This is a genomic window from Citrobacter sp. Ct235, from assembly GCF_030332305.1.
Classification (GTDB): Bacteria; Pseudomonadota; Gammaproteobacteria; order Enterobacterales; family Enterobacteriaceae; genus Citrobacter_A; species Citrobacter_A telavivensis.
This window is the reverse complement of sequence record NZ_JAOWIC010000048.1, coordinates 239926-253229: the sequence shown is the minus strand read 5'-3', so window position 1 is coordinate 253229 and position 13304 is coordinate 239926. Positions and strand designations below refer to the sequence as shown.

Annotated in this window: 9 protein-coding genes; 3 read left to right on the top strand and 6 right to left on the bottom strand. The window is 55.4% G+C overall.

What is annotated here, in order from left to right; all coding sequences use genetic code 11:
* Window positions 1-4: 4 nt before the first annotated feature.
* From OGY35_RS16620 to OGY35_RS16605, 4 genes are all read right to left on the bottom strand, one after another.
* Window positions 5-2467: an autotransporter outer membrane beta-barrel domain-containing protein gene (locus OGY35_RS16620; protein WP_286632863.1), complete on the bottom strand. Its 2463-nt coding sequence runs from the start codon at window positions 2465-2467 to the stop codon at window positions 5-7.
* 598 nt (window positions 2468-3065) lie between these two features.
* Window positions 3066-3881, bottom strand: a complete 816-nt coding sequence (locus OGY35_RS16615) for a Cof-type HAD-IIB family hydrolase (RefSeq protein WP_286632862.1) — start codon at window positions 3879-3881, stop codon at window positions 3066-3068.
* Between the two features lie 172 nt (window positions 3882-4053).
* Window positions 4054-6486 (bottom strand): glycyl radical protein, encoded by a 2433-nt coding sequence (locus OGY35_RS16610; RefSeq protein WP_152405333.1) that lies wholly within the window; start codon window positions 6484-6486, stop codon window positions 4054-4056.
* Window positions 6487-6490: 4 nt separating this feature from the next.
* A complete protein-coding gene (locus OGY35_RS16605; protein WP_286632861.1) occupies window positions 6491-7390 on the bottom strand; it encodes a glycyl-radical enzyme activating protein in 900 nt (299 codons plus the stop codon).
* Between the two features lie 131 nt (window positions 7391-7521).
* Here OGY35_RS16605 and fsa point away from each other — a divergent pair, with 131 nt between their 5' ends.
* Complete coding sequence (gene fsa / locus OGY35_RS16600; RefSeq protein WP_286632860.1) at window positions 7522-8184, top strand: fructose-6-phosphate aldolase; 663 nt, start codon at window positions 7522-7524, stop codon at window positions 8182-8184.
* 94 nt (window positions 8185-8278) lie between these two features.
* Here the strand turns inward: fsa and moeB are convergent, their stop codons facing one another.
* On the bottom strand, window positions 8279-9037 hold the full coding sequence (moeB, locus tag OGY35_RS16595; RefSeq protein WP_286632859.1) for a molybdopterin-synthase adenylyltransferase MoeB: 759 nt from the start codon (window positions 9035-9037) through the stop codon (window positions 8279-8281).
* Window positions 9037-10272, bottom strand: a complete 1236-nt coding sequence (gene moeA, locus OGY35_RS16590) for a molybdopterin molybdotransferase MoeA (protein WP_286632858.1) — start codon at window positions 10270-10272, stop codon at window positions 9037-9039. The genes moeB and moeA overlap by 1 nt, the downstream gene beginning before the upstream one ends.
* A 184-nt stretch (window positions 10273-10456) precedes the next feature.
* Between moeA and iaaA the strand changes: the two genes are divergently transcribed.
* Together iaaA and gsiA are read left to right on the top strand one after the other, a co-directional pair.
* Window positions 10457-11422 (top strand): beta-aspartyl-peptidase, encoded by a 966-nt coding sequence (gene iaaA, locus OGY35_RS16585; RefSeq protein WP_286632857.1) that lies wholly within the window; start codon window positions 10457-10459, stop codon window positions 11420-11422.
* Window positions 11409-13280 carry a glutathione ABC transporter ATP-binding protein GsiA gene (gene gsiA, locus OGY35_RS16580; RefSeq protein ID WP_286632856.1) on the top strand — a complete coding sequence of 624 codons (1872 nt, stop codon included), beginning with the start codon at window positions 11409-11411 and terminating at the stop codon, window positions 13278-13280. Before iaaA ends, gsiA begins: the two co-directional genes overlap by 14 nt.
* Window positions 13281-13304: the final 24 nt, after the last annotated feature.

Below are 13304 nucleotides of genomic sequence, written 5' to 3'. Positions count from 1 at the left end.
CTGGCTAGAAACGGTATTTGATCCCTATCATTGCCTGAGTATCACTGTAACCACTGTTCCCTATTTGCTGCGTCACGTTACCCCACATATCCAGTTGTCGGGATAGTTGTCCTTCAACCCCGATTTTGGCTTCACCAATATTGCGGGTGCCGGCAATTTCATTGCCCTGGCCATTGATACTGGCCCCAAAATCACGGGTGTTATGGATCCAGTTTGCTTCGATGAAGGGTTGGAACTCGCGATTTTTGCCCTTGTCTACCGTGCTGTGTCCTTGCAGATAGGCACGGACACCCAATCGACTTTGAAGATTACCATCGCCCTCGAATGAGACACGTGAACCGCCGCTGCTTTGGCGTTCAGTATGATCGCTGGATCTGACGCCCATCCAGATAAGCTGGGCTTTAGGCTGGATGTAATATCCCACTGCATCCGTTTCTCTGCTGCCTAATTCAAAAGTATAACCGGCTTCTACAGAGGCGGTAATGCCACGCGATTTATACTTCTCGGTCGCCAGCTGATCGCCTTTCACTTCGTTATCAAACCAGTTGTAGAGCACCCAACTGTCGACATAGCTACCGGTTTTTTTCTCATCGTTGGCATACCAGGTTCCGTATAAACCCGCGCTATAGCCTTTGACCGAACCTTTGGATTGATAGTGTGAGTATCTGGATTCGGTATTGTTACTTTGCCGGGCGTAGCCCGCCATGATACCCAGATGCCAGCGATCCCGTTGATCGGAACTCCACTGCGCAATGTCACCGCCAATTTGCGCGACATAGCGATTTCCCTGGTTTTTAAACTGACCAGAACTGTCCTGAGAGCGGTTATGCCCACCGACCTGACGAAGCCACAGGCTGGTTGTCTGTTCCCCGGTTAACGCATCGGTATACTGCGCTTCACCGAGGCGATCGTGAAGACGTGTCTGGAAGAGGGTATTGGCGGCCATGTGGTTAACCATATAGCTGCCGATTTCCGGACGTTGCACGGGTTCAGGATCCTGGGGATCCGGCGTGACCGAAGGCAGTTCGGAGCGCAAGTACCAGTCGCCGTCCTGAACGCTGAGACTATTTTTGTGTAAATAGTATTCATATGCTCCCCCGACAATACGCCCGCTCTGCGTGAACACCCCTGATGAATCGCCATTGACCTCAATGACTTTAATGCCTTCACGGGTTTGTGCCCCGGTGCCACCGAGATTATTGATGGACAGCACGCTTTGGCCTGACGTTGAGCCGTTAATAATGAGCTGGTCGGTCAGTGAGCTGTCGTCACCCAGAACCGTATCAAGCGCAATAACGCCGCCGTCTCCGACATAATCCCCGTTAAGGGTAAAGCGATCGCCAGCGACATTATTGGTTAACAGCAGGCTACCCTGATTTCGAAACGTCGCCAGGTTATCAAATAACGCATGATTGGCTGTCCCGTCCGGGCGCGCGGTGAGGGAAATTACGCCACGGTTGACAAGTTCCGTTGTGCCTCCGCCAAAATCACTGGTCGCTACAGGCGCGACGGTATCCCGGATACCGTCGCGATCCGAATCAGACCACTGCCGCACGTTCCAGACACCCGTAGCGTCGTTAATCACCGTATCCTGACCGCTGGAGAGGCGTACGACGCCCGTCATGGCCCCTGCGTTAATGATGCGGGTTTCTGCTCCGCTATAATGGGTACTGTCTAGCGGCAAATTGGGCATGGCGGGATCGCGCAAATAAAAACCGTCAAAACCTGCCACGTCGATTGCCACATCGGATAGCGCGCCAAGCGTGGCACCTTGATCGATTTGCACAGTGGACTGCGTTCCCCCCGTGGTTTTGATACCCGCGCCTTCGCTCCCCCCCTCGACAACGCTGTCGGCCTTCAGGTGAACATCAAACACGCCCTGCGGATCGACAATGATGTAACCGCCGCTGGACCAGGTATATTCAGGCGGGGTGCTTTCTATGCGAATGGCATCACCGACCTGGGAACGAATCACGCCTGAGCTGGTAATCCGCGATTCCAGCGCCTGCGAATAGATAGCTGCGGTATCTTTACTCGCGCTGTTGTTAACGATCTGGCTTCCGGACTGCTGAAGAACTGAACCAATAGCTAACAGCCCGCCGGATGCGCCGGCCAGATAAATCCCAGCGTGCTGCGTATCCCGGATATTGGTTTTATCAAAAATTATGCCACCAGAAGGGCCCGTAATCGGTGCAAGCGGATCCGCCGCATCGCTGTCGGTTACCTTACCGGTATAGATGTTTCCCGATGTGCTGACTTCTATTTCATCAAGAGCAAGGGGATTGCCTTGGGCCTGTATCCCATTCTGATCGGCCGTGAGCGTCTTACCCGCGTCCAGAGAGATGACGACCTTATCAGACTGCATCCCGTTCTGAGCGTTGAATGAGTAGGCAGGGTAAGGGGTAGGGTTGTCGATATCTGCATGAATATCAATATTCAGTTGGTTACCGTTTTGTACGCAACTCACTCCAGCCTGAGGCGCCAGGTTATTACAGTCATCTGCGTAAGCAGAGTGGGCTGCCAATAAAATCGCGCTAGCGAGAAAAGTCTTATTAAAATTTCCCGAAAGAAACGTGAAATTCCTTGCCTGGTGTAATTTCAGAGTGTAATCCATGTTAACTTGTCCATAATGATTAAATTATAATAAAAAATTTAACATTTAATGAGTGGGGCAAACAATGGTTCCTGTTTGTCAATTAATAGTCTAAATGATTTGTGTGTGCATGAAAATAAAATAGACATCACTTTAATTGCGTTGTGGTTGTTTTGTATGTTTATCAATAAGTTAATAATGAATTTTTTTTAGCTTACGGTGATATTGGTTATCCGTAAAAAATATGAAGCTATCTGTTGCTGTAAAGTAGTTGCCAGAGGTTGAGTGTTATAAAAGAAAACTGTTGCGATGCTAATCCAAAAGAATTAAGAATTTTACCAGCCTGAAGATATCTATATAAAGGAATAACAAAAAAACTTTCCATTATTATTATCAAAAATCCTAATATTGATAATAATAATCTGAATGCGGCATCCGGATTAAAATATTCTCCAGTCGCCGCATTCAGGCATTACACGTTGAAGGGGGCCGTGTTATCCAGCACGGCCTGGATCACGTTCAGCGCACCCTGATGGTTATTGTCATCCGTCTGATAGCGGGAGAGCGCTTTGATACTGTCGGTGGCATTCGCCATGGCGAAAGAGTAGTGCGCCATTTTCAACATTTCTGCATCGTTGCCGCTGTCGCCAATGGCGACCACCTCCTTCGGTGAAAGGTTCCAGCGTTTCAACAACCGGCTGATGCCATTGGCTTTGTGGAGCCCCGGAATGATCAGATCGATAAAGCCGAAACCGCTGGTCACAGGTTTCATAATGCCGTCCAGCGCCGTATGTAGCTTGTCGATAACCAATGGGATCTGCTGATCCGGCAGATTCAGAGAGAACTTAAACAGCACGTCGTCGATGTCGTGATAGTCCTTCACCGGCTTCAGGCGGTGATAGTGCTTTGCCATGAGCGCAACAAAGGACGCCGGGGCGTGTTCACTGACGTAAGCGCTTTGCAGACCGCAGGCGACAAAGTTGAGCTGTTTATCCTTGAGCAACTCGCCGATCACGCTCCGTGATTCATGACGGGTTAGTTCGCCGTGAAAAAGCTGTTGGCCATGCTCAAACACCAGCGCGCCGTTTTCGGCAACGAAAGAGATCTCGTCTTTGAGTTCGGGGAAGAAAGAGATGAGCTGAAAGTACTGATTGCCGCTGGCGACGACAAACTCGATGTTGCGTTTCTTTAGCTCGTGGTACTGCGCCATAAAACGTGCGTGATCGTACTTTTTGGCGTCATTGAGAAAAGTTCCGTCCATATCACTGACGATAACTTTAACGGTCATATAAAGCTCCTGGCTCAAAACTGCGACCAGAAACATTTTAATAACAATGTGACCTAAAGCACAAATTTAATTTCGAATGAAAGCAAAAGCGCCGGATGGCGGCTGCGCCTTATCCGGCCTACGGAGAGAGGCTTGTAGGCCCGGTAAGCGTTAGCGCCACCGGGCGTGAGTGTTAAAGCATATGTTCGGTACGGGCGATGATATCGTCTTGCGCGTCCGGTGAAAGCGCGGTGAAGAAGGCGGAATAACCGGCTACGCGGACTACCAGATCACGATACTGGTCCGGATGCTTTTTCGCGTCCAGCAGGGTCTCGCGCGAGACGATGTTGTACTGAATGTGCCAGCCTTTGTGCTCTTCAAAGAAGGTTCGCAACAGGATCATCAGTTTCTGCTTGTCGGACTCGTTCTCAAGCGTCGCCGGGTTCAGCTTCTGGTTCAACAGCACGCCGCCCAGAATCGAACCGGTAGGCAGCTTGCCGACGGAGCCAATCACCGCCGTGGGACCAAGATGGTCGGTACCGGATGCCGGGCTTGCCCCTTCAGCCAGCGGGGTATGGGCTTTACGACCATCAGGCGTCGCCATGGTCGCTGCGCCGAACGGCACGTTTGCCGAGATAGACGACGTACCCGCGTAGTAATTGCCGCCGACCGGGCCACGTCCATAACGCGGGTTATGGTATTGCTTCAGTTCATCGATATAGGTCTGATAAGCACGGGCCAACAGGGTATCGACGGAGTCATCATCGTTGCCATACTTCGGCGCGCCGTTGATTAAACGCTGGCGCAACTGCTCGTGGGTCAGGCCGTCAAAATCATCTGCCAGTGCAGCCGCCAGCTGTTGCTGACCAATTGCTCCCTGTTCAAAGACCAGTTTTTTCACCGCGGCCAGGCTGTTGCCGAGGTTCGCGATACCGACCTGCAGGCCGGATACCCAGTCATACTTCGCCCCACCTTGCTTAATGCTCTTTGCCCGCTCGATGCAGTCATCCACCAGCGCCGAGCAGAGGATATCGTGCACGTTCTCTTCCAGCATGGTATCGACCACATACTCGATCTCAATCGATTTGCGCGTGTAGTAGCGGATCTGGGTATCCCACGCCGCCATCACCTCGTCGAAATTGTTGAAGTTACCGGCGGAGAGCGCTTTTTCCTGTGGCAGGAAAACTTTCCCGCTGGTGGCGTCCCGACCACCTTCCAGCGCAGCCAGCATCACGCGGGCAAAGTTGATAAAGCTCATGCCGGTGCAGCGGTAGCCCCACTTGCCGCCCACGGCGGTTTCGATGCAGCCAATCGCCGCGTAATCGTAGGCGTCCTGCGGCTCAATACCGAGCTTAATGAATTCCGGGATCACGATTTCATCGTTGTTAAAGGCAGGCATACCAAAGCCGCAGCGGATCACCTGTACGCAGGCGTCGAGGAAATCATTGCTCATCCCGGCGTGATAACGCACGCTGAGGTTAGGCTGGGTGGAGCGTAGACGCCCACAGGATTCGAGGATCGCGTAGGAGAGCGGATTGACCGCATCCATCGGCTGACCGTTGACCAGGTTTTGTCCGCCAATGGTGACGTTCTGATACAGCGGGCTGCCTGCGGAGGCTTTAGAGTGCGAGCCGGAGCGGATTTTGTTCACTTCCAGCAGTTTCAGCCAGCAGCTGTGCAGCAGCTCAATGGCGTGTTCGCGGTCCAGCGACTGGTTCAGTTCCACATCGCGGCGGTAGTACGGATAAAGATACTGGTCCATGCGCCCGAACGACACCGAGTGACCGTTAGATTCAATTTGCAGAATCAACTGGATGAAGTAGCACAGCTGCAGCGCTTGCCAGAAAGTCTGCGGCGGCTGGTGAGCGATAAGATCGCAGTTTTCCGCCATCGCCAGCAGCTCGTTACGACGGCTGACGCGTGTCTCTTCGCTCGCCATTTTACGCGCCAGTTCGGCGAAGCGGGCGATGTGGTCGCTGACGGCAATCAGCACAATATCAATGGCTTTCAGGAATTGCTCGCCATGCAGATCGTCGAGAACGGTCAGGTTAATGCGTGAACGGCGCTCCGCGACTTTTGCCCGCAGACCGTCAATGCCTTTTTCCAGTAGCAGCGGGAAGTTGACCGCCAGGTGCGCGTCACCGGAGGTCATGTTGCCTTCGGCTTTGATAATACCGGTTTCCAGCAACCCTTTTTGCTCATCGGTAAACATGCCATAGCAGCGATCCTGAACGGTTTGGCCGCGCCACCACGGACAAACGCTATGCAATACGCGTTTGTTCTCTTCACTGACCGCAAAACCCGCACCCGGTCTGTCCGCGAGGGCGTCTATCTCTTTTTCAATCCACGAGACGGTGTATTCCGGGAAGATCGGCGCGGCGCGCACTTCGCTCGCCTGGTTGCCGACGATCAGCTCGTCGTGTTTGATCCAAATGGTTCGCTCTGCCAGATGATGCGCCAGCGCCAGCGCGCGGCGTACCGGAATCGGTTTGTCCAGATGCTGCTGGTACATTTCGGTGTAATGCTGCGCGCGTTCGGTACAGACCGGCGGTTTGACGATGTGCACCAGCGCGGTTTTGTGCGCTTTGATGCGGTCGCTGAGCGTATCCAGTTTCAGTTGGGTCATGAGATTATCCTCGTAATGTCGCGGTCAAACCTTTTGTGCAGGCGTACTGCTGCGCAAAGGCGAGCAGATCGGGTGCATCCAGCGGCTTGTCCGGCGCGTTGTAGGGTTGGCTGAGTAAGTGGTATTTGTTGATGCCCAACGTGTGGTAGGGCAAAAAGTGAATCTCGCCAACGTGCAGTTCATCGGCGGCAAAATCGGTAATCGCTTTAATGCTTTCTTCATCGGCGTTAAACCCCTGAACCAGCGGAACGCGGATGATGATTGTTTTTCCGGCGGCGGCGAGCTTTCTCAGGTTTTCCAGCACGCGTGACGCGCTGCCATCCGTCCATTGCTTAAACGGCGCGTCGGCGACGTGTTTCAAATCCGCAAGGAACAGATCGATCCAGGGCAGTGACGGTTCAATGTATTTCCACGGCACATGCAAACAGGTTTCGACCGCGGTATGAATGCCCGCCTCATGGCTTGCTTTTAAAAGTGATGCCGCCAGCTCCGGCTGCATAAACGGTTCGCCGCCGGAAAGCGTAATACCGCCGCCGCTGCGATCATAAAAAGGTTTATCGCGCAGGACGGTGGTCATAATCTCATCGACGCTTTTAACGTCGCCGCAGACGGTCAGAGCCTGAGTAGGGCAGCAGTCGATCAGGCTGGCAAGATGCGCGTCAGTCAGTTTTTCGCGATGGATAAGGAGGCCATTCAGCGCGCGTTCGATAACGCCCGGTGCCGCCTGGACGCAAAGCTCGCAGCCTTCGAGGCACAGACGTGCGTCAAACAGCAGATCCTGCGTGCGTGCCCGGCTTTCCGGATTCTGACACCAGCGACAGCCCAGAGAGCATCCTTTAAGGAACACCACGGTGCGGATACCGGGGCCATCGTGAGTAGAATAGCGCTGAATATTGAAAATCATAAACGGCCTCTCGTGTTTCGTATAAAGATTAAATAACTTTCGAATGAAAGTTATGTTGACGTACGTCAACTAACCGAGAGGTTTTGCCGTGGTATCTTTCTTTTATGCAAACTAGTCGTTGAGGAATGATTATGGAACTCTATCTGGATACGTCCGACGTTGACGCGGTGAAAGCATTGGCGCGAATTTTCCCGCTGGCGGGCGTGACCACAAACCCCAGTATTGTTGCGGCGGGTAAAAAACCGCTGGACGTCTTACTGCCACAATTGCATGAAGCAATGGGGGGGCAGGGGCGTTTATTTGCCCAAGTGATGGCGACAACGGCAGAAGGGATGGTGAGTGATGCGCGTAAACTGCGTGCGATCATTCCTGATATCGTCGTGAAAGTGCCCGTCACGGCGGAAGGTCTGGCTGCGATCAAGTTGCTTAAAGAGGAAGGTATTCCGACGCTGGGAACGGCGGTGTACGGTGCGGCACAGGGCCTGCTGTCGGCACTGGCGGGGGCGGAGTATGTTGCGCCTTACGTCAACCGCGTGGATGCACAGGGTGGCGATGGCATTCAGACCGTTACCGATTTGCAGAATTTGCTGAAGATGCACGCGCCGCATGCCAAAGTGCTGGCAGCCAGTTTCAAGACGCCGCGTCAGGCACTGGATTGTCTGCTGGCGGGCTGTGAATCCATCACCTTACCGCTGGACGTTGCCCAACAGTTGATTAGCTCTCCGGCTGTCGATGCGGCGGTGGCGAAGTTTGAGCACGACTGGCAGAGCGCCTTTGGGCGTTCGTCGCTGTAAGTTGTCGTTGTAGGCCGGATAAGGCAACGCCATCATCCGGCAATTCGCGCCGTCATTGCCTGATGGCGCGACGCTTATCCGGCTTACAATCCGATCAGGATGAGGCTTCCCCACACACCTCGCAGCCCGGATTTCGCATCAGCTTCATTTCGCGGAACTGGCAGGTCATGGCGTCGTACATGACGATTTTCCCCGACGCTGGCTGACCATAATGCGCCAGCAGCTTAATGGCTTCCATCGCCTGTAGCGACCCAATCACGCCAATCAGCGGCGCCATCACCCCCGCCTCCACGCAGGTTAATGCATTTTCACCAAACAGACGGCTCAGGCAGCGATAGCAGGGCTCACCCTCTTTGTAGGTAAAGACGGTTACCTGACCTTCCATGCGGATCGCCGCGCCAGAAATCAGCGGGACTTTTGCCGCGTAACAACCGGCATTGAGCTGATTACGAATTGCGACGTTATCGGTGCAGTCCAGCACCAGATCGTGTTCGGCGATAAGTGTCCGAAGGGCGGTCTCGTCCAGCAGCGCATTAACCGCAGTGATAGCCACGTGCGGATTAATACGGCTCAGCGCCGCATGTGCCGACTCCACTTTCGGCTGGCCGAGGGTCGCATCGCTGTGTAGCGTCTGGCGCTGTAGATTCGACAGCGACACGGTGTCAAAATCGAGCAGCGTCAGGTGGCCGACGCCAGCGCTCGCCAGATACTGCGAGGACGCGCAGCCCAGCCCACCGAGACCGACAACCAGCACGTTGGCTTCCTTCAGCGCTTCCTGCCCGTCAAAGTCAAAGCCGCGCAGGATTATCTGCCGATTGTAACGCAGCATCTCCTGATCGCTGAGTTCCGCCATCAGAGGCCTCCGAACAGCGCATTGAAGGGCTCGACTTCCACCCATTCACCGGCTTCAACGTTACCGCGATCGCGCTCCAGCACAATGAAGCAGTTCCCCTGACTGAAGGAACTGAAGACGTGTGAACCCTGATGACCCGTGGTGCTCACCTCCAGCTCGCCGTTGGCGGTGCGCTGGAGCACGCCGCGCTGGAAATCGAGACGACCCGGCGTTTTCTTCAGCCGTGAGGTGGTACGCACACGCTGGCGTGCAGGTAACCCGCTGGCCGCGTTGCCGCTCAGTTTCGCCAGCAACGGCTGAACCAGTTGGTAGAACGTCAGCGCCGCTGACACCGGGTTACCCGGCAATCCGCAGAACCAACTGTTGCTCAGTTTGCCGAAGGCGAACGGTTTGCCGGGTTTGATTGCCAGCTTCCAGAAGGCGATTTCGCCCAGCTCTTCAAGGATGGTTTTGGTGTAATCGGCTTCACCCACCGACACGCCGCCGGAGCTAATCACCACATCCGCCTGGCTGTCGGCTTCGATAAACGCCGTGCGCAGAGCGTGTGGGTCATCGCGGATGATGCCTAAATTGATCACGTCGCAACCCAACTGTTGCAGCATCAGATGCACGGTCAGGCGGTTGGTATCATAAATCTGGCCTTCGCCGAGCGGTTGTCCCGGCAGTTGCAGTTCATCACCGGTCGAGAACAGCGCGACGCGCACTTTCCGCACGACCTGGACGTCGGCAATACCGAGCGATGCCAGCACCGGCAGTTCGCCGGTGGTCAGGCGCGTACCGGCAGGGAAAACCACCGCATTTTGTTTAATGTCTTCGCCACGATGGCGGATGTTTTGCCCGCCGCGGACGTCGGCGGTAAAACGCACGCCGTCATCAGTCTGTTCCGTCTGCTCCTGCATCACCACGGCGTCACATCCCGCGGGTACCGGCGCGCCAGTCATAATGCGAATGCAGCTCCCCACAGGCCATTCTCCCTGGAACGGTTGACCGGCGAACGCTTTACCGGCGACCGACAGCGGCTGTCTGCTGGCGAGATCGGCCAGTCGCACCGCATAGCCGTCCATCGCCGAGTTATCGAAACCCGGCACGTCGAGCGGCGAAACCACGTCGGTCGCCAGAATACGGCCAAAGCACTGCACCAGCGGCAGCGTCTCAACGGCAGTCAGTGGGGTAACACGCGATAACATTTCGGTAAGCGCCGTTTCCAGCGGCATCAGTCCGGCGGTAAATTCCATGAAAACACTCCTGCGGGGCAAAATCGAATCCGCCTATTATGTCAGAAAACACGAGGGGACTGTATGCCACCTCGGACTTAGAAAGGATGTGAACGCTTTACATGCTAATCGCATCTTTCTATAGTCAAAAATCGAATCAATAAGTCTACAAAATTCTGATATTTGTAGAAGACGGACGACAAACATGGGCAAAGCAGTTATTGCAATTCACGGCGGCGCCGGGGCGATTACCCGCGCGCAGATGAGCCAGGAGCAGGAATTACGCTATATCCAGGCGCTTTCCGACATTGTCGACGCCGGGCAAAAGATGCTGGAAGCGGGAGAAAGCGCGCTGGACGTGGTCACCGAAGCCGTGCGACTGCTTGAAGAGTGCCCGCTGTTTAATGCCGGGATCGGCGCGGTGTATACCCGTGACGAGACCCATGAACTGGATGCCTGCGTCATGGATGGCAATACCCTGAAAGCCGGGGCAGTGGCGGGAGTCAGCCATTTGCGTAACCCGATTCTCGCTGCCCGACTGGTGATGGAGCACAGCCCGCATGTCATGATGATTGGCGCGGGGGCAGAAAAATTTGCGGCCAGGCAGGGGATGGAACTTGTCTCTGCGGATCTCTTTTCAACGCCTGAACGTTATGAACAACTGCTGGTCGCGCGTTCGAGCGGCGAAACCGTGCTGGATCACAGCGGCGCACCGCTCGATGAAGGCAAAAAAATGGGCACCGTGGGCGCGGTGGCGCTGGATGTCCACGGCAATCTGGCGGCGGCGACATCGACAGGAGGCATGACCAACAAACTACCGGGGCGCGTCGGCGACAGTCCGCTCGTGGGCGCGGGTTGTTATGCCAATAATGCCAGCGTGGCGGTTTCCTGCACCGGTACGGGTGAAGTGTTCATCCGCGCGCTGGCCGCCTATGACATTGCCGCGTTGATGGACTACGGTGGTCTGAGCTTATCGGAGGCCTGCGAGCGGGTGGTAATGGAGAAATTACCGGCGCTGGGTGGGAGTGGCGGGCTTATCGCCATCGATCATGAGGGAAATGTGGCCTTGCCGTTTAATTGCGAAGGAATGTATCGCGCCTGGGGTTATGCCGGGGATACACCAACGACCGGGATCTACCGGGAAAAAGGGGACACCGTTGCCACACAGTGATGCGCTTGACGTCAGCGACGTGCTGGCTGTCAGCAATCTGAATATTGCCTTTCAACAGGACCAGCAGCGTACTGAGGCGGTGCGGAACCTGTCGTTTCGTCTCAGGCGCGGCGAGACGCTGGCGATTGTCGGTGAGTCCGGTTCGGGAAAATCGGTCACCGCGCTGTCGTTGATGCGACTGATTGAACAGTCTGGTGGTGTGGTTCAGTGTGAGCAGATGCTGCTGCGCCGCCGTAACCGTGAGGTGATTGAACTGGGCGAACAGAGCACGTCGCAGCTTCAGCGGGTGCGGGGTGCCGATATCGCCATGATCTTCCAGGAGCCAATGACGTCGCTCAACCCGGTGTTTACCGTAGGAGAGCAAATTGCCGAGTCCATCCGCCTGCATCAGGGGGCGGGGCGTGAAGCGGCGATGGCGGAGGCCAAGCGGATGCTCGATCAGGTTCGCATTCCAGAGGCGAAAGCAATTCTCTCGCGCTACCCCCATCAGCTTTCCGGCGGTATGCGTCAGCGGGTGATGATTGCGATGGCGCTCTCCTGTCGTCCGGCGGTGCTGATTGCCGATGAACCGACAACCGCGCTGGACGTCACGATTCAGGCGCAGATCCTGCAACTGATCAAAGTTCTGCAACAAGAGATGTCGATGGGGGTGATTTTCATTACTCACGACATGGGCGTGGTGGCGGATGTCGCCGACCGCGTGCTGGTAATGTACCAGGGCGAGGGCGTGGAGACCGGCAGTGTGGAACAGATTTTCCGCTCGCCGCAGCATCCGTACACGCAGTCGTTATTAGCGGCGGTACCGCAGCTCGGGGCGATGAAAGGTCTGCCTTATCCGCGCCGCTTCCCGGTTATCTCCCTGAGTGCGCCGGAAAAGCAGGAGCGACCCGTCGATCAAAATACGGTGGTTGAGGGAGAGCCCATTTTGCAGGTTCGCAACCTGGTCACCCGTTTTCCGTTACGCAGCGGCGTTCTTAATCGAGTGACCCGCGAAGTGCACGCGGTGGAAAATGTCAGCTTTGATCTCTGGCCCGGTGAGACGCTGTCGCTGGTCGGCGAATCGGGCTGCGGCAAATCGACGACCGGACGTGCGCTACTGCGCCTGGTGGAATCGCAGTCCGGCGAGATTATTTTTAACGGTCAGCGAATCGATACGCTGTCCGACAGTCAATTACAGCCTTTGCGCCGCGATATTCAGTTTATTTTTCAGGATCCTTACGCCTCGCTCGACCCACGGCAAACCGTGGGGTATTCCATCATGGAGCCGCTGCGCGTCCACGGTTTATTGCAGGGTAAGGCGGCGGCCGATCGCGTGGCGTGGTTGCTGGAGCGCGTCGGGCTGCAACCTGAACATGCGTGGCGCTACCCGCATGAGTTTTCCGGCGGGCAGCGTCAGCGGATCTGCATTGCCCGCGCGCTGGCGCTCAATCCTAAAGTCATTATTGCTGATGAGTCGGTCTCCGCGCTGGATGTGTCGATTCGCGGACAAATCATCAACCTGTTGCTCGATTTGCAGCGGGAACTGGGGATCGCCTGGCTGTTCATCTCGCATGACATGGCCGTTGTTGAGCGGATCAGCCACCGCGTTGCGGTGATGCACATGGGGCAGATTGTGGAGATTGGTCCGCGTGCCGCGCTGTTTGAGGATCCGCAGCATCCGTATACCCGTAAGCTCATGGCGGCGGTTCCGGTTGCCGACCCCGGACATCCCCGACCGCAGCGGGTGCTGCTGTCGGATGAGCTGCCGAGCAACATTTACCGGCGCGGTGAAGCGCCAGCACCTGTTTCATTGCAGTTAGTCGGGCCCGGACATTATGTCGCGCGTCCACAACGAGAAAATGCGCTATCGCGCTTATAACATTCAGGCAGGGTTCAGGAGAAA

Bases quoted from the DNA above. Each gene is read 5' to 3' on its own strand.
- OGY35_RS16615 (WP_286632862.1), bottom strand. From the start codon at position 3,881: ATGACCGTTAAAGTTATCGTCAGTGATATGGACGGAACTTTTCTCAAT.
- OGY35_RS16610 (WP_152405333.1), bottom strand. From the start codon at position 6,486: ATGACCCAACTGAAACTGGATACGCTCAGCGACCGCATCAAAGCGCAC.
- OGY35_RS16605 (WP_286632861.1), bottom strand. From the start codon at position 7,390: ATGATTTTCAATATTCAGCGCTATTCTACTCACGATGGCCCCGGTATC.
- fsa (WP_286632860.1), top strand. From the start codon at position 7,522: ATGGAACTCTATCTGGATACGTCCGACGTTGACGCGGTGAAAGCATTG.
- moeB (WP_286632859.1), bottom strand. From the start codon at position 9,037: ATGGCGGAACTCAGCGATCAGGAGATGCTGCGTTACAATCGGCAGATA.
- moeA (WP_286632858.1), bottom strand. From the start codon at position 10,272: ATGGAATTTACCGCCGGACTGATGCCGCTGGAAACGGCGCTTACCGAA.
- iaaA (WP_286632857.1), top strand. From the start codon at position 10,457: ATGGGCAAAGCAGTTATTGCAATTCACGGCGGCGCCGGGGCGATTACC.